The 22,882-nt window shown below is 55.1% G+C and carries 36 protein-coding genes; 18 read left to right on the top strand and 18 right to left on the bottom strand.

All coding sequences use genetic code 11. The features are described from left to right. The 11 genes from HMCN_RS17170 to HMCN_RS0102175 all read right to left on the bottom strand — a co-directional run. A partial coding sequence (locus tag HMCN_RS17170; RefSeq protein WP_035625369.1) for a hypothetical protein occupies positions 1–327 on the bottom strand: 327 nt, incomplete at its 3' end. Further along, positions 324–1,223: a recombination-associated protein RdgC gene (locus tag HMCN_RS0102220; protein WP_025915839.1), complete on the bottom strand. Its 900-nt coding sequence runs from the start codon at positions 1,221–1,223 to the stop codon at positions 324–326. The genes HMCN_RS0102220 and HMCN_RS17170, both read right to left, overlap by 4 nt. A 42-nt stretch (positions 1,224–1,265) precedes the next feature. After that, the gene (locus HMCN_RS0102215; RefSeq protein WP_025915838.1) at positions 1,266–1,493 is read right to left on the bottom strand and encodes a hypothetical protein; all 228 of its coding nucleotides are present in this window, start codon (positions 1,491–1,493) and stop codon (positions 1,266–1,268) included. Further along, positions 1,490–1,708, bottom strand: coding sequence for a hypothetical protein (locus HMCN_RS0102210; protein WP_025915837.1), 219 nt, complete (start codon positions 1,706–1,708; stop codon positions 1,490–1,492). Before HMCN_RS0102210 ends, HMCN_RS0102215 begins: the two co-directional genes overlap by 4 nt. Before the next feature lie 3 nt (positions 1,709–1,711). Continuing rightward, positions 1,712–2,188, bottom strand: a complete 477-nt coding sequence (locus HMCN_RS0102205; protein WP_025915836.1) for a DUF1367 family protein — start codon at positions 2,186–2,188, stop codon at positions 1,712–1,714. Next, positions 2,188–4,056: a lambda-exonuclease family protein gene (locus HMCN_RS0102200; protein ID WP_025915835.1), complete on the bottom strand. Its 1,869-nt coding sequence runs from the start codon at positions 4,054–4,056 to the stop codon at positions 2,188–2,190. Before HMCN_RS0102200 ends, HMCN_RS0102205 begins: the two co-directional genes overlap by 1 nt. 4 nt (positions 4,057–4,060) lie before the next feature. Beyond that, the gene (locus HMCN_RS0102195; RefSeq protein WP_025915834.1) at positions 4,061–4,819 is read right to left on the bottom strand and encodes a hypothetical protein; all 759 of its coding nucleotides are present in this window, start codon (positions 4,817–4,819) and stop codon (positions 4,061–4,063) included. A 58-nt stretch (positions 4,820–4,877) separates the two neighbouring features. Beyond that, positions 4,878–5,048: a hypothetical protein gene (locus tag HMCN_RS19060; protein WP_155837339.1), complete on the bottom strand. Its 171-nt coding sequence runs from the start codon at positions 5,046–5,048 to the stop codon at positions 4,878–4,880. Continuing rightward, positions 5,045–5,479 (bottom strand): hypothetical protein, encoded by a 435-nt coding sequence (locus tag HMCN_RS0102185; RefSeq protein WP_025915833.1) that lies wholly within the window; start codon positions 5,477–5,479, stop codon positions 5,045–5,047. The genes HMCN_RS19060 and HMCN_RS0102185 overlap by 4 nt, the downstream gene beginning before the upstream one ends. Then, positions 5,473–5,616 carry a hypothetical protein gene (locus tag HMCN_RS19055; protein ID WP_155837337.1) on the bottom strand — a complete coding sequence of 48 codons (144 nt, stop codon included), beginning with the start codon at positions 5,614–5,616 and terminating at the stop codon, positions 5,473–5,475. Before HMCN_RS19055 ends, HMCN_RS0102185 begins: the two co-directional genes overlap by 7 nt. A 64-nt stretch (positions 5,617–5,680) precedes the next feature. Continuing rightward, positions 5,681–6,601, bottom strand: a complete 921-nt coding sequence (locus tag HMCN_RS0102175) for an SUMF1/EgtB/PvdO family nonheme iron enzyme (RefSeq protein ID WP_025915832.1) — start codon at positions 6,599–6,601, stop codon at positions 5,681–5,683. Between the two features lie 407 nt (positions 6,602–7,008). Between HMCN_RS0102175 and HMCN_RS19050 the strand changes: the two genes are divergently transcribed. Together HMCN_RS19050 and HMCN_RS0102165 are read left to right on the top strand one after the other, a co-directional pair. After that, positions 7,009–7,221, top strand: a complete 213-nt coding sequence (locus HMCN_RS19050) for a hypothetical protein (protein WP_155837335.1) — start codon at positions 7,009–7,011, stop codon at positions 7,219–7,221. Positions 7,222–7,591: 370 nt separating this feature from the next. Continuing rightward, the gene (locus tag HMCN_RS0102165; RefSeq protein ID WP_025915830.1) at positions 7,592–7,792 is read left to right on the top strand and encodes a hypothetical protein; all 201 of its coding nucleotides are present in this window, start codon (positions 7,592–7,594) and stop codon (positions 7,790–7,792) included. 68 nt (positions 7,793–7,860) lie between these two features. On the opposite strand, the gene HMCN_RS0102160 is transcribed toward HMCN_RS0102165, so the two are convergent. The 6 genes from HMCN_RS0102160 to HMCN_RS18165 all read right to left on the bottom strand — a co-directional run bounded on the left by HMCN_RS0102160 (position 7,861) and on the right by HMCN_RS18165 (position 10,905). Further along, the gene (locus HMCN_RS0102160; RefSeq protein ID WP_155837333.1) at positions 7,861–8,133 is read right to left on the bottom strand and encodes a hypothetical protein; all 273 of its coding nucleotides are present in this window, start codon (positions 8,131–8,133) and stop codon (positions 7,861–7,863) included. A 26-nt stretch (positions 8,134–8,159) separates the two neighbouring features. Next, complete coding sequence (locus HMCN_RS19045) at positions 8,160–8,348, bottom strand: hypothetical protein (protein WP_155837331.1); 189 nt, start codon at positions 8,346–8,348, stop codon at positions 8,160–8,162. A 298-nt stretch (positions 8,349–8,646) separates the two neighbouring features. Then, positions 8,647–9,219: a thermonuclease family protein gene (locus tag HMCN_RS17165; protein ID WP_025915828.1), complete on the bottom strand. Its 573-nt coding sequence runs from the start codon at positions 9,217–9,219 to the stop codon at positions 8,647–8,649. 55 nt (positions 9,220–9,274) lie between these two features. After that, positions 9,275–9,406 carry a YHYH domain-containing protein gene (locus HMCN_RS19040; protein ID WP_155837329.1) on the bottom strand — a complete coding sequence of 44 codons (132 nt, stop codon included), beginning with the start codon at positions 9,404–9,406 and terminating at the stop codon, positions 9,275–9,277. 53 nt (positions 9,407–9,459) lie between these two features. Beyond that, positions 9,460–10,143 (bottom strand): hypothetical protein, encoded by a 684-nt coding sequence (locus HMCN_RS0102150; RefSeq protein WP_025915827.1) that lies wholly within the window; start codon positions 10,141–10,143, stop codon positions 9,460–9,462. A 42-nt stretch (positions 10,144–10,185) separates the two neighbouring features. Beyond that, entirely contained in the window at positions 10,186–10,905 is a 720-nt protein-coding gene (locus HMCN_RS18165) for a S24 family peptidase (RefSeq protein WP_162174110.1), read from the bottom strand. Between the two features lie 74 nt (positions 10,906–10,979). On the opposite strand from HMCN_RS18165, the gene HMCN_RS18480 reads away from it, so the two are divergent. The 4 genes from HMCN_RS18480 to HMCN_RS0102125 all read left to right on the top strand — a co-directional run bounded on the left by HMCN_RS18480 (position 10,980) and on the right by HMCN_RS0102125 (position 13,313). Beyond that, positions 10,980–11,318, top strand: a complete 339-nt coding sequence (locus HMCN_RS18480) for a helix-turn-helix domain-containing protein (RefSeq protein ID WP_238551906.1) — start codon at positions 10,980–10,982, stop codon at positions 11,316–11,318. Continuing rightward, a complete protein-coding gene (locus HMCN_RS19035) occupies positions 11,315–11,500 on the top strand; it encodes a hypothetical protein (RefSeq protein ID WP_155837327.1) in 186 nt (61 codons plus the stop codon). The genes HMCN_RS18480 and HMCN_RS19035 overlap by 4 nt, the downstream gene beginning before the upstream one ends. Positions 11,501–11,760: 260 nt before the next feature. Beyond that, the gene (locus HMCN_RS0102130) at positions 11,761–12,240 is read left to right on the top strand and encodes a transcriptional regulator (RefSeq protein WP_155837325.1); all 480 of its coding nucleotides are present in this window, start codon (positions 11,761–11,763) and stop codon (positions 12,238–12,240) included. Further along, positions 12,237–13,313, top strand: coding sequence for a DUF5131 family protein (locus tag HMCN_RS0102125; protein ID WP_025915822.1), 1,077 nt, complete (start codon positions 12,237–12,239; stop codon positions 13,311–13,313). Before HMCN_RS0102130 ends, HMCN_RS0102125 begins: the two co-directional genes overlap by 4 nt. A 151-nt stretch (positions 13,314–13,464) precedes the next feature. Here the strand turns inward: HMCN_RS0102125 and HMCN_RS19030 are convergent, their stop codons facing one another. Further along, positions 13,465–13,614: a hypothetical protein gene (locus HMCN_RS19030; RefSeq protein ID WP_155837324.1), complete on the bottom strand. Its 150-nt coding sequence runs from the start codon at positions 13,612–13,614 to the stop codon at positions 13,465–13,467. 122 nt (positions 13,615–13,736) lie between these two features. Between HMCN_RS19030 and HMCN_RS19730 the strand changes: the two genes are divergently transcribed. From HMCN_RS19730 to HMCN_RS0102060, 12 genes are all read left to right on the top strand, one after another. Beyond that, positions 13,737–16,829 (top strand): DNA methyltransferase, encoded by a 3,093-nt coding sequence (locus HMCN_RS19730; RefSeq protein ID WP_025915821.1) that lies wholly within the window; start codon positions 13,737–13,739, stop codon positions 16,827–16,829. Next, entirely contained in the window at positions 16,826–17,224 is a 399-nt protein-coding gene (locus tag HMCN_RS0102110; RefSeq protein ID WP_051566706.1) for a hypothetical protein, read from the top strand. The genes HMCN_RS19730 and HMCN_RS0102110 overlap by 4 nt, the downstream gene beginning before the upstream one ends. Next, a complete protein-coding gene (locus HMCN_RS19625; RefSeq protein ID WP_193366386.1) occupies positions 17,179–17,775 on the top strand; it encodes a hypothetical protein in 597 nt (198 codons plus the stop codon). Before HMCN_RS0102110 ends, HMCN_RS19625 begins: the two co-directional genes overlap by 46 nt. Further along, positions 17,772–18,914, top strand: coding sequence for a DNA cytosine methyltransferase (locus HMCN_RS17135; RefSeq protein ID WP_051566704.1), 1,143 nt, complete (start codon positions 17,772–17,774; stop codon positions 18,912–18,914). Before HMCN_RS19625 ends, HMCN_RS17135 begins: the two co-directional genes overlap by 4 nt. A gap of 31 nt (positions 18,915–18,945) precedes the next feature. Then, a complete protein-coding gene (locus tag HMCN_RS20065) occupies positions 18,946–19,464 on the top strand; it encodes an HNH endonuclease (RefSeq protein WP_025915818.1) in 519 nt (172 codons plus the stop codon). Next, positions 19,401–20,204 (top strand): YdaU family protein, encoded by an 804-nt coding sequence (locus HMCN_RS19620; RefSeq protein WP_202962636.1) that lies wholly within the window; start codon positions 19,401–19,403, stop codon positions 20,202–20,204. Before HMCN_RS20065 ends, HMCN_RS19620 begins: the two co-directional genes overlap by 64 nt. Next, a complete protein-coding gene (locus HMCN_RS0102085; RefSeq protein ID WP_025915816.1) occupies positions 20,191–20,835 on the top strand; it encodes a DUF6475 domain-containing protein in 645 nt (214 codons plus the stop codon). The genes HMCN_RS19620 and HMCN_RS0102085 overlap by 14 nt, the downstream gene beginning before the upstream one ends. 59 nt (positions 20,836–20,894) lie before the next feature. Continuing rightward, positions 20,895–21,344 carry a hypothetical protein gene (locus HMCN_RS0102080; RefSeq protein ID WP_025915815.1) on the top strand — a complete coding sequence of 150 codons (450 nt, stop codon included), beginning with the start codon at positions 20,895–20,897 and terminating at the stop codon, positions 21,342–21,344. Beyond that, positions 21,341–21,799, top strand: a complete 459-nt coding sequence (locus tag HMCN_RS0102075; RefSeq protein WP_025915814.1) for a hypothetical protein — start codon at positions 21,341–21,343, stop codon at positions 21,797–21,799. The genes HMCN_RS0102080 and HMCN_RS0102075 overlap by 4 nt, the downstream gene beginning before the upstream one ends. After that, a complete protein-coding gene (locus HMCN_RS19015; protein ID WP_155837322.1) occupies positions 21,796–21,969 on the top strand; it encodes a hypothetical protein in 174 nt (57 codons plus the stop codon). The genes HMCN_RS0102075 and HMCN_RS19015 overlap by 4 nt, the downstream gene beginning before the upstream one ends. Positions 21,970–22,161: 192 nt before the next feature. Next, positions 22,162–22,503, top strand: coding sequence for a DUF1064 domain-containing protein (locus tag HMCN_RS0102065; RefSeq protein WP_025915813.1), 342 nt, complete (start codon positions 22,162–22,164; stop codon positions 22,501–22,503). Continuing rightward, entirely contained in the window at positions 22,503–22,775 is a 273-nt protein-coding gene (locus tag HMCN_RS0102060; RefSeq protein ID WP_025915812.1) for a hypothetical protein, read from the top strand. Before HMCN_RS0102065 ends, HMCN_RS0102060 begins: the two co-directional genes overlap by 1 nt. Positions 22,776–22,882 lie beyond the last annotated feature (107 nt).

Here is a 22,882-nt window from a genome sequence, read left to right as displayed (position 1 = left end):
AAAGGCTTTAGCTATGCGCAATTGTTCAGGCGTCATGACTCGATCATCCGAGTCGCACAGAATTGCGCTGAAAAACGCATCGAATCGAACGGCATCCTTCCGCGCCTCTGCAAGCTGCCGCTCCAGCGCTTCGATGTAGTCGGCGGCCTCGGCGCGCTGCGCGTTCATTTCAGCGTATAAATCGCTCGGCCTACCGAATTGGCTCAATGTCAAAGATTGCCGCAGTCGCGCCTTGATATCGACTGGCGCAACCGCGCAATGGTGCAAATGCTCGATGCTGTCGGGCGCGAACGGGGCGTCTTGCAGCGGCAGGTTTTGATGGTTCATGCTGAAGCCTCCCCGCCAAGCGCATCAACAATATCTGCCAGCATCCGGCTCAATTCGCCAGTCATAAGCACGAAATCAGAATCGAAGCGCTCGCAGTCGTCTTGCATCTTGCTATCCGAGTTTTCCTTGATCACGTCCAGCGCAGTAACGCGCTTGATCGCCAGCGATTCGGTCAGCACGAATGTAATCTTGTCGGCCCAGGTCAGCGCCAGTCGCGTGCATTGCTTGCCGGCGGCGATGTGGCGGCCCATGTCGTCAGCGTCCAGCGTGTGGCTGACATAGCGCACCGCAGATTTATCCATGCCACAAGATCGCAGTTCGGTATCCTGATCGATGGTGAATCCTATCGGCGCCTCGTCGGACGATAGCCAGCTGGTCATTGCGGCCAGTGGCGACTGTATGACGCGCAGCGACGTGACCGGAAACTGATCAACCGATTTCAGCAGCAACTTGAGAACATCATCGGCTTTCGATGGCGTGGCCGAATCAATCACCAGCCAACCGTTGACCGGATCGATCCAGACTGCGGTATGGTTTTGCACCGCGAAGGCGCGCGGCAGCAGTTCATCGGCGACTTGCTCCTTGATTTCGCGCATTTGCTTGCGCCCGGGCTTGAATCCTTGCTGATCTTCCAGTTCCGCGGCTTTGGCCTTTGATACCTGATTGATGACCGATGCCGGCAGCAGGCGCTTTTCGGTACAGAGCTTCAAGAGCATTTGCCCGTTGACGGTATGCACCAGATCGCCACCGTCGCGCGGCGGAGCGAATCCCTGCGATTGCACATCCATGCCGGTGCACGGCACGAATGCGCGACTTAACAGGCATTCATTCAATTGCGCCGCGGTCATCGCGTAGTTGGCGGGTAAGCGGTAAATCTGTAAATTTTTAAGCCACATGATGAGTATCTTTCAAAGTTGTTGTATTCAGTGCGGGAAGTGCTATGTTTTATTGCGTACCGTCTTAAAATTGTTGAAATAACGCCGAACCGCGTACTGCCGAACCAGAGAAATTGCCGTGAAATACATCGTGATCTGGACGTTGGTGGACATCGATACGTAGATGCCGCACAGCGGGAAAATGACTGATTGACTTGCCAGCGATACGAGCATGCCGATGCCGATGTTGGTCACGGACTCGATCAGCGAATGGCGTTTGGATTGGGTCATATCTCGCCCTTAGACAGCGCGTATTCCAAGTATTTTTTAGCAAACGAAATGGCCTCTTCCTCGGTATCAAAACTACTGTCAGTGCCAAATTTCCCATGCTTTAAAATTGGCGTCCCATTAACCGTGGCGTAGAAAACGCTCTTTCCTGTATCAAGGTTTTCCAGCGGGCCGATAGCTGCTGGGACTTGCGCTTGAATTGCATCAATGAAATTCATATTTCACCCCAAATCGAATTTATCAAGTACCGCATCCACCATCTGCAACCCCTGCATATCGTCCAGCGCAGGCCAGAGAAACCGCGTCGCATGCGTAGACCTCATGAATTTGCGCACCTTCGCATGCACTTCCTGAAACTCCACATCGTCCAGCTTTTCATACGCAATCGACTTCGGCATCGCGCACATTTTTCCGGTCGGCCCCGGAACCATCTGGCAATATCCAGCGCCGATTTCCAGCCACTTGCGCATCGCGTCGTCGTCATCAAACTGATCCTGCGATTTGAACAGATCGCCTAAAATCGCAAAGTGAAAGCGGTGAAACTTCGGGCTGCGCGGCTCCCACCATTTCAAGACCAGCGTGCTTTGATGCGTCAATGACTGCATGCGCTTGACGAATCTGGCATAGGCACGCTGATTCTTCTCGCATGTGCCGGCGACCTTGCCCTGGTCATTGCGGGTGAGGGTGACGGTTGGCATTAGGCAGCTTGCTTCTGGATTTCGCGGGTATGGTCGATATGTGCGATCAGAGCCGCGCAAATGGCTTGCCAGTCATCCTCGTGATAAAGCACTGCGGCACGCTCACGCCCAGCCGGCTCGAATCCGATCGAGCGCAGAAAATCAGCGGTCAGCGAGAAGCCAAGGCGTGCGCCGATCTTGCCGAGCGTGAGAGTTGGTACGCCTGTATTTGGTGCGGTGAGCGTCGGCGTGTCGGAATTTTGTGGGGTAACGTCTACGACCTTGATGCCAATTGCCTCGAACATTTCCTTTCCTGGATTCTGAGCGGATTCCTTCATCACATCAGATTCCAGCCGTTGCGCTGCCGCCAGTTCGCGGCTGGCTTTTTCAAGGCGCAGACTTTCCGCCATCAATTCGGCATGGTCCGCATCATAAATTGCCTTTTGCGCCGCATATTGCTCTGCCTTTACCTTGGCCGCAGCCTCGTCCTCCGCTTTCGCCTTGGCGTCGGATTCTGCTTTTACCTTGGCTGCGGCCTTTGCTTCTTCCTCGGCTTGAATGTGCTTGCGCTCGGCTTCAAGTTTTTCCTCTTCGGCCTTCTTATGGTCGGCAATGCGCGTATTCACAAGCAATTGAAAATCATCCAGCGGCTTGCCGATGATCTGCTGCATGTCCATGAACAGGAAGCCGTAGCCTTCGGCGCTGGTCTTGCACCAGGCCAGCTTGGCGCGCACGTCGGCGGCGGTCGCATTGGTGGCGATCTTCGCGTTTGCCAGTTCGGTATCGACTGCATCATGCAGGCTGGCCAGCGTGCGCTTGTTCTTGGCGGCGCCGGCAAAGTCGGGCTGCGGATAGACCAGGTGGATCGGCTTTATTTCCGCTTCCAGCGCAGCTACATGCTCGGCAAATACCAGCTTCGCATCGGCCAGAATCTTTTCCTTGATCGCCGTTTTTTTGGTTGTGACCAGCTTTTCCAGCATCAGGCGCTTGGTGCGCAGCTGATCCTTGATGAAATCAATCGTGCGCATCAGGTCGTCGATGCTGGCGGTTTGCGCGATGGCCGCGCTCTTGGTCAGTTCGAGGTCTTTCTCGGCCTTGTCACAGAACCTGACCGTTGCTTCGGCATCAGCGAAGTCCTGATCTGTTTGCAGGTCGGTCTTGATATTGGCGATGAACAGTTCGGCGGCGGCCTTGAATGCCGGCAGATTGCTGTTGGCGACTTCACCGCGGATTTGCACTACCAGCGCAGGAAGTTGCATGATGGCTTCGGCTTGCGGCTTTTCGGCCAGTTCTTTCGGCTTGTAGCCGGCCAGGTCCTGCTCGAATTGCGACCAGCCATCAACGATGCGCTTGCGCAAGAATCCGTCAGGCTCATACCAGCAGTGCAGGCATTCAATGAGTTGGTCGTTTGCGTCGAATTTTGATGCCATGAACAGGCAGCGTTCGGCACTGGATACCATCAGCTGCTGCTCCATCTGCACCTGATAATGCTCTGGCAGGTCGGCGCCGGTCGCATCGGTGCGCGTCAGGATCGAGCGCAGTTCGTCATTGAGGCTCTTATGTTCAAATGCGATATCTTCCAGCATGGTCAATCCGTCGAAGCTGGCCGAATACTTTCCTTCCGAACCCACTACTGGATACAAATCCTGTCCGATGATCTCTTCCGCAAATGGCCGCGCCAGATCCTCGAAACGGTGTCCGTCATCAAAGCGCTTCTGTGTGGCCGAATCTACCTCTTTCGAGGTTCCGGTAAATCTGTCGTGCAGCAGTTCGGTACGAGATTTGTACGGAGACAGGCCCATCATTGCCGGCGCGTCGCTGGCGTTGAAGTGTTCTGCTCGGTATGCGTGCCAGGCCGGTGAGCCCTGGACAAGTGAGTGAGTTTTCATTGAGTTACTCCTGTTCATGCGACCAGCTGTCGATCGTGAGTTTTTGGTCTTCCGTCAGAGGGGCTTTGGTTTCAATCATGGCAATCAGGTCATCAACGGTCTTTTTCCCTTCGAGAATTACTGATCTCCACGAGCTGCGGTTTTTCTCAAAATTCTCGGCGGTGTAAAACGGACGCTGCTCTGGCGCTGTACCGTTGGCGGGAGTGATGTCAATTTCCTGCCGGGTAGCCTGAGGTATTTCTTGGTAGTCGCGCACTTCCTCGACGGATTTGATTCCCTTCAGCGCGTCAGGGAACAGGTCGCGTGCCGCAAAAGCGCGAGCGCGAATCTGCATCATCCGTTTCGGGTTTGTTGACCATGGGCCTTGCTTGCCCATCAGACCGGCCTTCTTGGCGTCATCCAGTGAGAACGAGCGCATGATCTCGCCTTGGTTTCGGCGCTTGAGCCAGACGGTCGATTGCGTGTCCGTGTTCTCGTCGCGGAATCCCTCAAATTCTGGATGGCTGACGACCAGCGCCCACATCGCATCCCCCCAAATTGCCGGACGGCCGTTGATGACCGCGATTCCTTGCAGAGATTGCATCGGCTTCAAACCAACCTCTGCGCCGGTTTGCACGGCAACCAGAACGTTGCCAGGCTTGCCGATGTAATCCTTTGGAACCATGTCCGAGCTGGCGATGATCTTGGCGTACTCCATCGCTTCGGTCAGGTTGCGCGGGGCCAGTGAGAACATAGACTGATCCTGCATGGTTATTTCATTCATTTTCTTCCCCTGTTATTTTTTAAAAACCCGTACTGCATTCCGTACCGATGCAAACCTGCTATTTCCTTTGCGTCTCGCTAACCGGTACAGGATCGGCATCCAGAACAGGTTTGTTGCTATTTGCTCCATGCTGCAAACTTTCAAATCTGGCGCGGATATTGGTGTCTTCCGCTTTGATGTATGGGGCGGGCCGGATGATCTTGTGGGCCATTGGCGGGGTGTCGTTCATGCATCCTCCATCCGTGACAGGATTTCATCCTCGATGTCGCTGATTTTTCCGTCCCAATGCGCTGTGCGTGGAAAAAAATCGGTAATGTTGAATCCAGCTTCCAGCGTCATCAGAACCGCATCGTCATCCGACGCATCGGCAAAAACCATCGGCGATGTCAGCGTCACCTTCCAGATTTCCACCTGCGGAGCATCACCCGGGGAGCCCGGATCGCCCATCGTGGCCGGCTCTTCCTTGCATCCCGGCGAGTAGCTGTATTCGACCTCTACGCAGCACGATCCGATTTGCACCAAGTCGACGCCGTTGATCTTGGTTTCCAATTCGCTGATTGACGATTGCGCAGTTGGCAGCGTTGACTTGCGCGCCTTCGCTGCCTTCTCAAACAGCGTGGAGTAATGCGCAAGACCGGCTGCGTTAGTGGCGGTCAGCATGGCAGCACCGTTACGCCGCACAGCCAGCCGAATTTTTCATGTGCGTCATGCTCTACCTGGCCGCTGCTGAATCCGATAACGGGTAGCCGAATGGTTGCGCCTGCTTCCGTTTTGATCGTGACGTTGAATGACTTCATGGCTTACTCCGCTTGGTGTTTTGGCGCCGCCGCTACGCGGTGGCTGGTGACCGGAGACCTGGGATCAGAGACTTATTGGCGTGGTGCAGCGGAAGCCGACAGAGTCGTAGTCGCTGTCCGGCCAAACGTAGTAGAGACGGAACACGCCGGCGTAGTCCCCGACGTCCCAGCAGCCGCCACGGACGAGCGCATAGCCAGACCAGTTGGTCCCGGACTCAGGGATGTAGCCCATGCCTTTTTGCTTGGATGGATACGGGGCGGTAGCGATCGAGGCGGAATCTTTGGCGAATGCCGAGGCGATCAGGCCGCTTTCATTGCCTTGAATGTCGTCATGCACCCACGTGTAGACGTTGCCTGCCAGGCCATATACACGCTCGCCATTCGACAACTGGTGCCAGGAACGCTCTTCCGTATCGCTTGATACGAAGTCGGCCGTTTGCGCACTGCTGACGGTTCCCTTGTGCAGTCCTTGGAATACTTTGCCTTGGCCGACTTTGCCGCCAGCCCAGTTGATGTCTTGTTCGCAGACGTCAAGGCGGATCGCCAGCTCTTGCGATTCACGCGCTAGCTGGTATCCGGCCGCCGTGCAAGCGTCCACCGCTGCGGCAAATTTGATATTGACCCAAGGCTTCTCGGACGGAGACAGGACGATCTTGCCGCCAGCCCCTTTCGAGCATGGATATTTCGCGTACTGGAACGAAGGGACGCGCAGGCCGCTAGGCAGAACGCGTTCAGGCACCGTGACCCAATGTTGCTGATCGTCATGACCAAGGCTTTGCATCAGCGAGACCGAGCCGGTAACGATGCGCGACTCAGCCATCAGCACGATCATGTGCTGGCCGGACGCAGGGTGCAGGAACTTCGTCAATCCTTCCCATTCGCTGGCGACTTCCAGCCCGGTGATTTTGCGACCCTGCAGGTGCGCGGTGAAAGTGCGCTCTTCCGTTAATTTCAGGCTGCTTGCTGTGTTGTGTGCTTGTGCCATGTTTGGCTCCTGTGTTTGTTGATTCAATCTTCAACAACAGAGGGATTCAGGGGATGGCGCAGACCAGCTTTGCTATACTTTCCGAGCCGGCGCCACTAACGCCGGTTGCGGTCTAGTAAGCCGCTAAAGGTGTCTTGCTCATCGTTACCTAGGAAAAGCGGGTGCGGTTAGTAAAGCCGCGCCCGCCAGCCCTAAAGCCGCGCGCACTCTCCTGAATCCCAAGTTGTCAAAGAGCTGCTGCATGCGCCAGCGTTGTGCTGGCTGTGTTTGTTGATTCGATGGAGTAAGTATAGTATATCTATACATAAAAAGTAAAGAAAAACTATACAAAAATGCTAAAATATTTCCATCGCCAAATTCGGCGACGAAAAAATACCCGCGCTCGGTCGGGTTTTTAAGGGGAATCTATGTTTACTTTACCGAAGGGCACAATCGTCAAATTTCGAGGACTGCCATTTATGCTGCTGGAAGATGCGCCGACCGATGGCTCGGAGGAGAATTACAAATTAGCCTTTAGCCAGGAACTGACTTCTGGCGGAAGTCCTGCCCACGCAGCATCTCCGTTTGCAACCTTTGAAACAAAAAGCGCATCATCTGCGTCCATCGATCTTCTTAAGTGATCCCGAATCGCCGTTGATCCCAAGGTAGTCACGACCAGCCACGTGGAATCGACTGGATGACACCAACTGCCAAGTGATTTAATTGCGTCATACAGTGCTGGATAGTTCTTCTGTTTATTGAGGTCGTAGCTGATTATGTAGACTGCCATATCGTTCTTTCATAGTTGATGGACGCGCTCCACGTAGCCGACAAGCTTTGCGTGGGGCGCACTTTGATTATAAGTTGGCAACTGGAAATGTTGCCAAAAACGACAGCGGAAAATACCCAGTCTAGCGGGGTTGGTTCGGAGGATTAAGGCGTTAAAAAACGCCGAAGCATCTGGATGTATCCACTCCATTGGCTACAATGGGTTGATGGGAGGATGCGACTATGCCGGAAAACGTAGATTGGAGCCAAGCGCCAAAGGGTGCGCGGTGGTGGGCGATGGACGCCGATGGAAAGGCAAACTGGTTTGTTGCGCCAAACGTGGTGGCGCGTACCAATTTCTGGTTTTCTGAGCCGATACCGGCGCCGAACTTTGGCTATATCGGAGACTGGCGCGAAAGCCTGGTGGAGCGTCCTGCGAAGTAGGGAGTGGTTGGCGTAAAAAAGCCCGCGCAGGGCGGGCTGGTGCAGTAAACACGAACTAATAAGTTTTGTCAGTCGCTGTGAAAATACTCGCGCAGTACAAAGAGGAGGCCGATTACGCCGCCAATTGCTAGAAACAATTTATTTGATTTCAGTGCTTCTTCGAGGATTGCTTTTGAAAAAGCCGTTCCGACAAGCAGGAGGAATGGAACAATCACAGTTCCATTCATAAAATCGATGACGATGTCTCTGAAGTCGAAGCAATCGCTATTCTTCTTTATAGCTCGCTTAACTGGCCGAATAAAACAAGTAACTCCGGCAACCATGAGAGTCGCCATGTCCATTGGGTTTCCGTCGAACTGCATCAATTTTATGCCCAATGCGCAAGTTTAAATCCGATTGCAACAACTGATGCGCCAACTGTGCCACCAATAACGTCCTTGATATGCGATGTGTCATATCCAAAAATAGGGGCAAGCGCACCAAGCAACGCGGCTCCAGCAATTGCCCCGGAAAGGCACAGTCGAATAAAGGCAAGTTTTGACAATTTCTTTTTCATAATTCCTCCCGGAATAGGTGTTCTTATTCGCCTAGCGCATAGATATGCTAACGCAATTTTTGACGCTCAAAGCAAACAAGCGACACGAGTCGCTTAAAAATATCTACTGAGCAATTTTGGCAAATTCACTAAAGCGCCGCTCTCGGTGAGTCAGCTAGAGAATATGAAAGAAGTATAAGCCATCTTTACCTGAATTATCCACATTTTCTGTGGGTAATTCAGTGGATAACTTACGCTCGATCAAAGTAAGTCGTTGATATCACTGGCCTAAAATTCGATGCTGTAGATCAATGCAGATTCAACACCCATACCGCTTGCGCCCATTGATGATCTGGAACCTGCCGCCACGCGGCCCGGTGTGGCACGTTGATTCATTGGCTACTGGCTGAGGCTGGGACTGATAACTGGCTTGCTTAACCGGGTGCCGGAACTCCCACGGCGGCAGCGACACCTTGTCTGCCCACAACCCTTTGCGGCCGGACCTTGCGGTCTGCTGTACAGCTGGCAATGCAGAATCCTTGTTGTACTGGGCATACACCCATGCCATGCCGCGCTCGACCTGGGCCCGGTTGGCATCGATGCCGGAGCATGTCACGCGCGCGACGGTGCGGCCGTAGCGGTCAACCGTCTGTGCTCGATAGGTCGCATCCTTGCCCCAGCACAGATCGGATAGCGATTCTTTTGAGCGCTGGCCGAATGCCTGCTTCTTCTCAGGAGCATCGATGTCGGACAGCCGGATTTTCAGCGGCTGGCGATCTACCAGCAGCGTCATGGTGTCGCCGTCGGCGATGCTGATGACCTGATGGGCATGGGCGGGAAGGGCGCAAAGCAATAGCAGGGCGAAGATAGTTTTCGCCGGTGTTTGTAACATCAACGGGAAGCCATTCAAAGTAGCGTAAAGAAACCCGCGCTATGCGGGCTATTGGTTAGTGGCAGTGACGCTCGCCTGTTTTATGATTCACGTGGCAGCCATTGGCGTCGGTGCCGCCAGAGTGCGCAAAAGCAGGAGCGCTGCCGATTAGCATCAGTCCCAAGATAAAGGCCATTGTTGTTTTCATATTATTCCCTTTGATATTCGGCAAAGTGGCGTGCCGTTGCGCCGTTCTTTTAGTCAAGTCTGTATGTTCGATCTTTTGGGCTTTGGAGACCTTATAGAGGACTTGGCTTTGGCAGCTTGTTCGGCCTCTACGATCTGAACAACTTTCTTAAATCGTTCGTCCAATGAAAGCCCTTGGTTTTCCGGAAGCGCCTTCAAGACATTGTCAATTTCCTTGGCGCGGCCCCATAAAGCCGGGTCGCTTTGTTCCCATTCACGTAATTTTTGATTGCGGTTAATCGCCAGCCGAACCATCTCAGCTTGCTGATGCTGCTGTTCTTCTTCGACAATGAATACAACATAATTGAAGCGCTCATCCAAAGATAGTTGAGCGTATTCAGGGCGATTTCTTACATCCTTATCGATTTCCACTGCGCGCGCCCAAAGAACCGGGTCACTCGATTTCCATTGCGACAGCTTGGCATTACGCCGAATGGCGGATTGCACTGATTCCTGCAAATCGGCCTGCCGCCTTTCTTCCGCCCGCCGCTCGCGGTCTGCCGCAGCATCAAGCTGCTGTTGCTTTAATTGTTCTAGGTGGAGTCTCTGAAGTTCAAGCTTATACTTGCGGTCCTGTCGAAGTTCTTCCTCCTCATTTGCCTGCCTAACGCCCTCCAATGCTCCGGTAAGACCAGCCCCAAAACTCCCCGCCCAAGAATTGTTGGTGAGAAGCACAATAAGAAAAAGTATTTTTTTCATTATTTCCCCTTCGGCAGAAGCGTTCCGGTGCGCCTAAATTAATTAGAGACCGCCGCGCCCGCTTTTATCGCGTACTCGCCCGATCACGGCAATGTGTTCATTGGCCAGATCCGGCGAAACTTCTTCGTCTTTGTACATTGGATTGATGCTGTGAAGAATCAGTGTCCCGTCAAGTCGCTTGAATATGCGCTTGACGCGCAGCTCGTCGCCATAGCGGATCGCATAGGTATTGCCGTCAACGATCGTTGTTTCATCCTGATTGACTAGAATCGTGTCGCGGGCGAACAGCATGGGTTCCATACTGTCGCCAGAAACGCGGAAGCGCCGCACCCGGTCAGGATTCATGCCCTCCTTTTGGAACCATGACAGCCGGTAAGTGGCGGGCTCCTGATCCTCGATCAGTTCGAATGTGGCAGTGCGCCCATTGCCGGCGCTGAAAGCAATTTTTGATTCAGGCACATAAACGACATCATCCTGGGGCGCGTCGTCCGGGTGAATAGCGGTGATATTGGATATGTTTTCGCCATTCGGCGATCCAATTATCCCCGGGGGAAGTTTTTTCCCTGTAATTTTTGAAATCGCCAAAAGCTGTTGAAGGCTTGGTTCGTGCTTTCCCGTTTCCCAATGCGAAATATTCGCCCGCGAGTGTCCTCTCGAGACCCCCAGTTCAAGCGAAATCTTCGCGCCCAACTGCTCACCAGACAATCCTGCCTCTGTTCTAGCTGATTTTATCCAGCCGGCAATAATTTGCTTAATTTCCATATCGTCATCGTATAGATAATCTAAACAGCATTGGTATAGAAATACTTGACCTATTTGTATAGAATAACTATACTTTGGCATCATTAATCAACCGCTTGCCAGAAATGACCCCAGAAGAAGCCTTTGAACAAGCACTCGCTCAGATTGGTTCCATGCAGTTGCTTGCAGACCATCTTGGCATCACAAAAGGTGCGGTTAGCCAGTGGAAGCTGGAGGGTCGTCGCATCCCCGCAGAACATTGCCCATCAATTGAGCGGCTTACAAATGGCGCCGTCCGCTGCGAAGACCTGCGCCCCGATGTCGATTGGGCATACCTGCGCAGCACAGCAACCCCAGACCCATCCATCGCCGAAGCCGAATCCGCCCGCAACGGTGGCGTTCGCCTGCCCATCAACCCAGAGAGACTTAAATGAACGATACCAAACTGACACCCCGCCAAAACATTGCCATTACCGATGCACTTTGCGCCTTGGCGGTAAAGAGCGAATCGCCGGAAGCCCTGAAGGAAATCCGACGCGCCTTAGTCAATGAATGCGAGGCGATCAATCGGGAGACGAGTCCTGCTTCTCTGCCCAGGCTGCATACGTATCCATGAATCCTATGCAGAATTTTGCCGCGTCAGACCCGCGATTCTCGTCTGCCGCGCTGTATGCCAAGAGGTTTGGCTGGGTTTTAAGCAGCATCTCAAGTTGATTTGCTGCAATCGCAATCGCTGTCGATTTATCCATGGGAGATTCCTTCGTAAAAAATTGTTGTGTGGAAATGGCAATTTAACACGCTGGAATCGCCCGCCCTACCTGCATTGACCCTCGGCAATTTCATTGTCGAATTTTTTTAACCGTTTTGGGTACACAAATGGACCAAACAAAAATGACGACCGGTACTGAGGTTTCTGTGCCAGGCACTGAGGATGACGCGCTTTTGTTTGCGCGCATGCCGATTCAATTCACTGCGTCGCAGGAAGAAATCCACGCATTGCCGAACGCTGCTGCCGCATTCGTGCTGGCATGCCGGGCATCGGGCCTGACCGACAAAGAGATCTATTCGCACATCGGAATTGATGCGGGATATTTCTCAAATATCAAGACGGGGAAGGCGACGCTGCAAGCGGACCGGGAAGCTGCGTTCTGCGCTCAGGTAGGCAATCGAATTTATCCGGAATGGCGCGCACACCGGCTGGGCTGCACGCTGGTGGTGCTGAAGTCGGAAGCCGAGCGGGTCGCCGAAGAAGAGCGCGCAAGGCGAATTGCCGCAGAAGAAAAGGCAGCGGGTTTTGAACGCGAGCTCGAATGCCTGAAAAGCGTCATGCGCGGACAGCTGGGCGGTGCAGCATGAGCGATAAGACAGGAATTGAATGGACCGACGCCACGTGGAATCCAGTGCGCGGCTGTAGTCTGGTGTCAGATGGTTGCAAGAACTGCTACGCGATGGGTGTTGCCGGCCGCTTTGTCGGGCCCGGCCAGCCGTATGAAGGACTGACCACCAAGACCAGCCAGGGCGCAAAGTGGAACGGCAAGATCATGTTGGTGCCGGGCATCCTGACTCAGCCGCTCAAATGGCAGCGGCCGCGGAAGATTTTCGTCAACAGCATGAGCGACCTGTTTCATGAATCCGTACCGGTCGAGTATATCGACCAGGTGTTTGCGGTCATGGCGCTGGCGTCGCACCACATTTTTCAGGTACTGACCAAGCGGCCGGAGCGCATGCGCGACTATCTGAATGCGCCGGATCGCGTCGAAGCGATCGGATGGGCAGAGTCAACAATTTACGAAGCCCATGGCAAGCTCACCGCAGGCGCCTACCACGGCCCGGCACACCGACACGAAACATGGCCGCTGCCGAACGTCTGGATCGGCGTCTCGGTCGAGGATCAGTATGCGGCCAACGAGCGCATCCCGATGCTATTGGAGACGCCGGCAGCGGTGCGCTGGTTGAGCATGGGGCCTCTGTTAGGGACGGTTGATCTGACTGACATCGATGATGGTATGGCCCATCGAGAAATACCGAAAGAGTTATGGACATCCGTTGACTCCGATGACAGTCCGCCAGCGATCGGTTTGAATGCGCTGACCGGCCAACGATGGATCCGACATGGCTATAACTACGATTCGGTCAGGGGGATCGATTGGGTTGTCGTCGAGGGAGAAAGTGGCCCAAAGGCGCGACCGATGCATCCGGAGCATGTCCGCAGCCTGCGCGATCAGTGCGTCGATGCCGGCGTACCGTTCCTACTCAAGCAATGGGGTGAGTGGGCTCCAGTTACCGAACTCGGTTTTGGCGGCTTTGAAAAGAAGCCAGAACACATCATCAGCACTAAGCCTGGCTATGCAATCTGCATGATCCGCTATGGTAAGAAAGCCGCCGGACGCACGCTTGATGGACAGCTGCACGACGGGTACCCAGCATGAGCGACATTTCCGCATCCATCGCCGCAATCCGCGAATCAGCATTTCAGGCCAGCCTATCCGGTCAGCCAATCACAACCACCCCATACCCGGCCGGCAGCACCGCACATACAGAGTGGGCTGCATTCTGGACGCTGACGAATTCCGAAGCGAGTTACGCATGATTCCGCACGAGTTCAACCAAGGCATCCAGTCCCCAAGCGGTCAACACCGCTTCCGCAACGTCGCAATCATGGCGCTCAATCACCGTCAGCAGACCTGCACCGGCAGCCATTGCCGCAATAAAAATCAGAGCGCCGGTCAATTCATTGCTGGGTCGACATTGTGCAAGAAATGCAGGTTGAGGACGGTATGAGTCCACAAAAGCAAAAGCTCGAAATTCGCGCCAACGAATCCGAGCCTTCTAATCACTCACCAGGATCAGCAATGACTGCGCATATTTTAAGCGAATACAACGATTTTTTGAAAGCAAAGATCAAACTGGCACAGCGCAAGGGCTTTGACGTGCCGCTGGAAGAGATCAATCCGAATCTAAAGCCGCATACGCGCGACATCGTCCGCTGGGCCTTGGCCGGCGGCCAGCGCGCCGTGTTCGCCAGCTTCGGGCTGCATAAAACTAGCACCAATCTCGAGGTGATGCGGCAGATCGGCATCCGTCGACCTGAACTGTTGCGCCTGATCGTCTTGCCGCTCGGCGTGCGCCAAGAGTTCGTGCGCGAGGTGGCGAAGCGCTTCACTGGCGAATATGCGATCGATCTGCGGTTTATCCGGTCGGACGCTGAAGTTGATGGCAGCGGCACGGTCTACATGACGAACTATGAATCTGTGCGCGAGGGCAAGATTACCGTGCGCCAGTTTGGAGCTGCATCACTGGATGAGGCCAGCGTACTGCGCAGTTATGGATCGAAAACCTACCAAGAATTCCTGCCGATGTTTGAGCAAGTCGAATTCAAGTTCGTCTATACCGCCACCCCGAGCCCAAACCGCTTCAAGGAAATGATTCACTACGCCGGTTTTCTGGGCGTGATGGACACTGGCCAGGCGCTTACCCGATTCTTCCAGCGCGACAGCGAAAAGTCCGGAAATTTGACGCTATACCCGCACAAGGAAACTGAGTTTTGGCTATGGGTAGCTTCGTGGGCTGTTTTTATTCAAAAACCAAGTGATCTGTGCGGGTGCGTATGCCACAAAGAAAAAATCTCAGCGAACAGCGGTTCGGTCGTCTCGTCGTCCAGCAATGGATTCCCGGCGCGAAGCGCGATGGCGCATGGAGTTGCGCCTGCGACTGCGGCGGAACGCACGTCGCAACATCAACCCATCTCACCAGCGGCCGAGTCATCAGTTGCGGTTGCGTGCGACCAAAGCACGGAGGAAAAGGAACCCAAGCCTATGACTCTTGGCGAGCAATGCGGGACCGCTGCAGCAGAGAAAAGAACCAGGACTGGGAAGCCTACGGAGGTCGGGGGATCACCGTTTGCGAACGATGGAATTACTTCCCCGCATTCCTCGCCGACATGGGCGAGCCCGAAGATGGTCAAACCATCGACCGGATCGACAATTCTGGAAACTACGAGCCCGGCAACTGCAAATGGGCAACTCGGCTGGAGCAGGCTCGAAACAGAAGGCCACGTAAGAATTAAGTCCTACTGCAGCGCGTGCCGTTGTGACGAAGGTTACGACCTGCCGGAAATGGAGGTGCGCTACCACGAAGTACCAAGCGACTACGACACGGCCGGTGCCGAAAAGAATGGCCAGGGGCTGCTGATTCCAAACGTGGCAATGGGATTGTCCGCCGCGGCCGGCGAGAAGCGCGACAGCATGGCCGCGCGCGTTGCCAAGGTCGCGGAGATCATGTCCGAATCGCCGGAAGATCATTTCCTGATCTGGCACGACCTGGAAGATGAGCGGCACGCCATTCAGAAGGCAATACCGGGTGTCGTCAGCGTATGGGGCACGCAAAACCTGGATGAGCGTGAGCAGCGTATCGCCGACTTCTGTGACGGGAAAATCAAAGATCTGTCCACCAAGCCGAGCATTGCCGGATCCGGAACGAATGCCCAGGCACATTGCCACCGCGAGATTTTCGCCGGCATCGGGTTCAAATTTAATGACTTTATTCAAAGCATTCACCGCGTCAAGCGCTTTGGACAGACGGTACCAGTGCGTATCGACATCATCCATACCGAGGTTGAGCGCGAAGTATTAAAAACACTGCAAGAGAAGTGGGCGCGACACGACGAAATGCAGTCAAAAATGGGTGAGATTATCCGCACCTATGGACTGGATCAATTGTCGATGCAGGATTCTCTGGCGCGCACGATCGGGGTTGATCGCCATACGGTCAAGGGCGATTTGTTCGAGGTCGCAAATAATGACTGCGTTCTCGAAGCGCTTGAACAACCGGACAACTCGGTCGGCCTGATCGTCACCAGCGTACCGTTCGCCAACCATTACGAATACACACCGAGCTATAACGATTTCGGCCACACCCAGGACAACGCGCACTTTTGGGCACAGATGGATTTCCTGACGCCGCAATTGCTCAGGATCCTGCAGCCCGGCCGCATCTACGCCTGCCACGTCAAGGACCGGATCAATTTCGGCAACGTGACTGGCGCCGGCATTCCGACCGTGAGCCCATTCCATGCGGAAGCGCTGTTTCACGGTATCAAGCACGGCTTCGATTACTTGGGAATGATTACGGTCGTCACCGATGTCGTGCGCGAAAACAATCAGACGTACCGGCTCGGATATTCCGAGGTCTGCAAGGATGGCACGAAGATGGGCGTCGGCTCGCCTGAATACATTTTACTGTTCCACAAGCCGCAATCCGACCGTTCGCGTGGCTATGCCGACGAGCCGGTGACGAAATCGAAACCGCTGTGCCTGGATGCGGATGGCGTGCAAGGCCCATTCGATCGCAAGCATGCGCCGATTGCCGGCACCGGCTACAGCGTCGCGCGCTGGCAGGTAGACGCACATGCATTTTGGCGCTCGAGCGGCAATCGATTGATGGGCGCAGCCGAGCTGGCCAGCTACGGGCCGTCCAAGCTGGCGAAGATGTTCACGCAAATGTCGCTGCAGAACGTCTACGACTACGAATATCACGTCGCCGTGGGTGAAACCATGCTGGCAAATAAATCGCTGCCGGCCGATTACCTGAGTCTGGCGCCGGGCAGCAACGATCCGATGGTGTGGTATGACATCGTGCGCATGCGCACGCTCAACGGCGAGCAGTCGGCGCGCGCGGTCGAGAAGCATGTTTGTCCGTTCCAGATCGACATTGTTGACCGCCTGATTAATCGCTACAGCAACCCAGGCGATGTTGTCTATGACCCGTTTTGCGGATTGGGCACGGTGCCGGTACGCGCAATGAAGCTGGGCCGGCGCGGTGCGGGCTCCGAATTGAATTCAGCCTATTTCGCCGATCAGGTGCATTACTGCCAAGCGATGGAGCGCGAGGTGAGCATGCCGACATTGTTCGATTTTGCAGAATTTGAAGCCGAGGTTTCAGCATGATCCAAACAACAAGAGAACAGCGCCGCCAGATGGCGCGCGACAACGCAAAGCGCCCATTAGTCTTGGCGCGACTCCCTGAGCATGAATGGCCGGCGCATCAAGATCAGAAGTTGGCCGAGGTATGGCTATCCCGACATTTTCTGGTGCAGGTTTTCAACGAGGCAAATGACATCGTTCGGCTATCTGTGAGCCGTGTCTCGGTTCAAGCTGGTACCGGCCAATGGGCTGACGGCATTACATGGGACGAACTGCAGCAGGTGAAGCGAGAGTGTGGCAGAGCCAATCTCGATGCGGTAGAGATTTATCCCGCAGATGGAGATGTGGTCAATGTCGCAAACATGAGGCATTTGTGGGTGATGCCTGCTGCGCTTCCATTCAAATGGAGTCGTGCATGAAGCAAACAACTCCAATGAAGCGCACAGCATTCGCCCGCAAGGTGCCAATGGCGCGCATACCAAAAAAGTCACCGGATCGCACGAGGAAAATCGCCCGCATCAACCATCTGCGCAAAGAACGCAGCATTTTTCGCAGCCTGGCCTATCTGGCTGCGGTGCGTTCGATTCCCTGCGTGTGCTGCGGCGCGGCAGGGCTTACGCAGGCTGCACACAGCAATCAACTGGCATTCGGCAAGGGCCGCAGCCTAAAAGCGTCTGACGCCTCTGTAATGGCGCTGTGCGGGCCCATCGCAGGCCGGATTGGCTGCCATGCCGGCCACGACCAGGGCGGTGGGCTGTCGAAAGCCGAATGGAAGGCTTTTGAGCATCAGAACATCGTGGCCACTGTCATGGCGCTGATCAAGTCTGGCCGGCTGATTGATGGCGCAGGCGAGATCACGACGCGGGTTCCGCAAGGAGAAAACCACGAATTTGAGCTGATGGCGGCGTTTCTGGTGGGATTGATTGAGCGCGGCGAGTTGCGCATTGCTGCAGATGTGGCGGGGGCATGAATGAGCTGGCTCTATCTGCCATCAGCTTGTTTTCCGGCGTCGGAATGCTCGACGAAGGATTGCGAGCCGGCCTCCGATATTTGGGCATCGCGCATCGCACCATTTGCCACGTTGAGCGGGAAGCTCACGCAGCCAGCGTCCTGGTTGCGCGCATGGAAGAAGGCTCCCTGGATGCGGCACCTATCTGGTCCGATGTATGCACCTTCGACGCAAGAGCTTGGCGCGGCAAGGTGGATTGCATCGTTGCCGGATTCCCATGCCAAGACCTGTCCGTCGCCGGCCGGCGTGCTGGGCTCGACGGCAAGCGCAGCGGCCTGTTCTTCGAGGTTGTCCGGATCGCAACTGATAGCGGTGCGCGATTCATGCTTCTGGAGAACGTCGCAGGCATCGCTAGTGCCACAGCTTCCGCTGTGGACGAAACCAGCGCCTCCGAATATGCCGCCAAGCCCACTGGAGACGGCTTTTCGGACGTGGGCATTGAAGATGGACGCCTTTTGGAGCGCGCGGCCTCCCGCGTCGTGGGAGAACTGGCCGACTGCGGGTGGGATGCGGAATGGATCGCTCTTTCAGCGTCCGACGTGGGTGCCAGCCATGGCCGCGCCCGGTGGTTCTGCCTCGCATGGCGCATGGCAAACGCAGAAGGACGAGGAAGCATCCGGCAGCGGCCGGAACTCGCGGGGCGAGCCGAAGTTGAAGTCGCAATCGATCAACTGGGAGACGCCAAAAGCAAACGAACGATCAGGCCGGACAACGAACAGCGGCGGGCAGGCACATTTGGACGTGCAAGCCAACAACTGGCCGACGCCAGCGGCGCGGGACCACAAGGGCGCGAACTCGGAACAGCATGCAACGGTAACAGGGGGGGCAGAAAACACATGGATCAATTAGCCAACTTTGTGGCGTATTCGCCCCTGGCCCAAGCGACCCTCTATGGGCAGGAATCCTCGAACGATTCCCCGAAGTCGCCCCGGCACTTGAACCCACTTTTCGGAGCGTGGTTAATGGGCTGGCCTTCGACATGGGTGATAGCCGAGCCGCACGCCTCAAGTGCGTTGGAAACGGCGTTGTGGCGCTCGACGCTGCAACAGCATTTGTCGTGCTTGCTCGACGAGCCGGAATTTTCCATGGAAGCAGCATGAGCCGCCCATTAATCAGCAAGGAGAGTGCGTAATGGATTGGTTTCGCATGTACAGCGAGTTTTCCACTGACCCGAAGATTAAGGCGATGAGTTCGTTTGCGCAGAAACTTTCCTTAATGGCTCACGAAGAGGCCGGTAAGAGGAAGACGTGCTACCCGAACTGGCGCAGAGTCGAATCCTTGAGCGGTTTTGCGCCTGATCTGTTTATGGCGTGTTTCGACGAGTTGTGCGGCGCCGGAATTGTGGCAGATGGATTCCCGAGCGTTCTCGTCGTCCTAGCCGATCGTTACCCGTTGCCGCCTATGTCAGGACCCATTGGATCGTCGCGGCCATCCGCATCCATATGGGCAAGACTACGCACTTTCGTTTTTAACCGCGATAACTTTACATGCGCATATTGCGGCCATCGTGGCGGTCGACTTGAATGCGATCACGTGATCCCTGTATCAAAAGGGGGGCATCACGGAGAGGACAATTTGGTGACCGCATGCTTCAGTTGCAACCGCTCAAAACGAGCGAAGTCCGTCAGCGAATGGAGGGATGGAAAGTGAATTACTACAGCCATCACATCGGTGATTACCTAACTGATACAGCGCATTTATCAATTCTTGAGGATGGCGCATACCGTCGATTGATGGACCGGTATTACACAACTGAGTCCGCCATCAACAGCGATGAATCAGCGCTGTTTCGGGTGTTGCGCGCCAGGAGTGAGGAAGAGAAGGAGGCTGTTCGCGTCGTCCTGTCCGAGTTCTTCACGATGACGCCAGCCGGCTGGGCGCATAAGCGATGCGACGCTGAAATAGCCGCATTTAAAGAGAAGAGCAGTAAGTCTGCAGATGCGGCAAACAAGCGATGGGGAAAGTCGAGCAATGCAGACGCAATGCCAACGCATACCGAACGCACTGCGGACGCAATGCCAACCAATAACCAAGAACCAATAACCAATAACCAAGAACCAAGTAAATCAAAAGCTACGCCTGACGGCGATCCATTCGATGGCATCGATCCGCAAGTTGTCTCCGATTTCAAAGCTCTACGAACCAAGCAGCGCGCCGCCATCACGAAAACCGCGATGGACGGCATTCGGCGCGAAGCTGACAAGGCCGGCGTAAGCCTGGGGGACGCCTTGACGATCTGCTGCGAGCGCGGCTGGCGCGGATTCAAGGCCGACTGGATCACGCAGCCGGCGCGCGCCTCCCCGCAGAAAGCCTCGATTTACGAGCAAGGGCAGGCCAATGCAGCCATCGCCAAGAAAATGATTTTCGGGGAAGCAAATGAAACAGTCTGATTTCGATCATTTCAGCAACATGCTCAACGCAGTGGGCGACCTGTACGGCAAGACGCCATCGGAGTGGGCGATTGGCATCTGGTGGAACGCCTTGCAGCAGTACGACCTGCCTGCAGTGCGCGAAGCGCTGAACCGGCACGTCAAAAACCCTGACAACGGCCAGTACATGCCGAAACCGGCCGACGTGGTGCGCATGATCCAGGGCACAACTACCGATTCCGCGCTGCACGCCTGGGCTAAGGTCGACAAGGCGGTGCGCCAGGTTGGTACCTACCGCGACGTGGTATTCGATGACGCGATCATTCACCGGGTGATGCACGACATGGGCGGCTGGGTCGGCTTCGGTACCAAGAGCGAGGATGAATGGCCATTCGTTGCGCGGGAGTTTGAAAACCGCTATCGCGGATACAAGGCGCGCAACGAGGTGCCGGAATATCAGCCGGTGATGACTGGAATCGCCGGGATGCACAACCAGAAAAACGGCTTTCGCAGCGAAGAGCCGATGTTGATCGGGAATGCGGACATGGCGCAGCGGGTGCGCTTGGGCGGTACGACGCAGCCGATTATCCAGATGCAGATTGCCGGAGCGGCGCTGCCCAGCCAAGGGGCGCGCAAGGAGCTGGCCGCTTGATGTGCGATTGGTGTCTGGCCGATGCCGGCCGCACCCACGCAAACCGGCCATGTTGCCAGTTGCGTCGGCTGGCGAAAGCGCCGCGCCACGTACAAGCGGAGCACGGAAAATCTCTGACGGCAGACGAGCGCGACGATCTCAGGCCGCGACTGCAGGCTGAAATCGATCGACTGAAAAAATTAAAGAAAAAGCAAAAAATGAAGAAATTTACATTAAACCAACAAAATAATTTCAAGAAAATCCTGAGCGCGATGCGTGACGGGGCAAAAACCATCCAGGTGATGTCCACGAAAATCCGACTGACGGAGCAATGGGTATGGACAAACCTGAAAATCATGGTTGAGTGCGGGCTGGTGCGGGTGGCGCGCAAGCGGGCCGGCAACACATCAAGCGAGTTTGCTCTGTGCGCTCTGGCTGCTGAGTTTGATGCTGCATACGGCGTGGAACGGCTGGGCCGAAAGTCGATCATGACCCCGGAATGCCGTGCGTGGATGGGGATGGCAGCATGAGTCGCGTAAAGAAGCTGAGAAACAAGGCTTACAAGCCGAAATGCCGATCTATTACTGGTGGGCTTCCCATCATCGCCAACAACCGAATTAAATCAATTCCATTGCCCGAGGAACGCCGGGCCAATGTTTGCATTGCCTATTGCCAGGCTATCGAAGCCATGACAAATGGGCGTGCTACTGAATATCACTTGGACACGATCATCTATGCACTAGGTATTGGCGTAGTTCTGGCCGAGAACGGCATTGGAGGCGATCACATTGAACTACTGCGTGATGCGACCGCCGGCGCCAGGCGAACGAAGGAACGCTATCTCAGGACTGGCGTTATAGGACTGGATGGCGATGCATTGATCGCGATGCGGGCTGTTTATGACCTGCATGAGGCGCAGCTGAGACTGGCAACGCACGGTGAGTTGCAGGCAGCGATTGCTGAAATGCATCGGAGGGTGGCATGAGCGCAACGAATGGTATCGGATGGGAGGTGCAGCAGCTGACGAGCGGAAAAGGGTGGAGTGCAGTCAGTCCCGCCTACCCGTCACGCGAGGATGCGCACGCGGTTATGCGCGACATGAATGCCGACGGTATTGAACTGCGAGTGTACGAGGCATTGGAGATTCGTAAATGAGGCGTAACGGCTGCTTTGACAGATCGCCGTTTGCACCATCTTTGGTCGTGTTCGACGGCTACACGGTCGCAACACGATCAAAGGTGGTGACAAAGGAAGTTCCATTTCGCATGGCAATGGACTGCCAATACACCTTGTCTCAAGAGGGCAGGGTAGATCAAGGGTGCATGGGATGCAAACACCGGAGGGAAGATGGCAGCTAAATACCGCAATAAAAAGTGCGTGCACCAGGGCATGAGGTTCGACAGTCAGGCGGAGTTGCGACGCTTCCTGGCGCTGGAGTTGCTGCAGAAGGCTGGGCACATCACCGAGTTGAGCAGACAGGCAAAGTTTGTACTGGCGCCTGCCGTGAAGCTGGGAGGGAAGACCAAGCCGGCCATGCGGTATCTGGCTGATTTTAGCTATCGGAGCGCTGATGGGGTGCTGATCGTGGAAGACGTGAAAAGCCCGGTAACTCTTAAAACTGCAGCTTATCGAATGAAGAAGCACTTGATGATGCATGTGCACGGTATTGAGATAGTGGAGTTGAAATAATGACGGTCGTGGGGCAACGATCCTATCGCGCCACTGTCCTCGACGCTGTCCTCGACACCGATTCATGGTGTACATCGCACGATCTGGTGAAGAAAACGCAACTCACCTATCCGCAAGTCCTGTTCGCGCTGCACGCCTTACACAGCGCAGGACGGATTGCGCGCATGGGTCGCAAGTTCACGGCAAAGTGGGGGGCGCTTACCTTGGTTCGGGAGCCAGAGCACAACTATGAACTTCTGGAGCAGCTTTTCCACTCACTCATCAAGCGATAACTTTACATGCTGGTGCGTCAAATAGCTGCGCCAGTATTACTCTTGCGCCCATCAACATCGCGTCCGACTGTATCGCTCAGTTCGTCGCAATCAAACCTCACCCGCAC

It is taken from the genome of Herminiimonas sp. CN (genome assembly GCF_000622895.1).
GTDB lineage: Bacteria > Pseudomonadota > Gammaproteobacteria > Burkholderiales > Burkholderiaceae_D > AVCC01.
The sequence above is the reverse complement of the archived record's forward strand: the minus strand, read 5'-3'. Positions and strand labels throughout refer to the sequence as shown.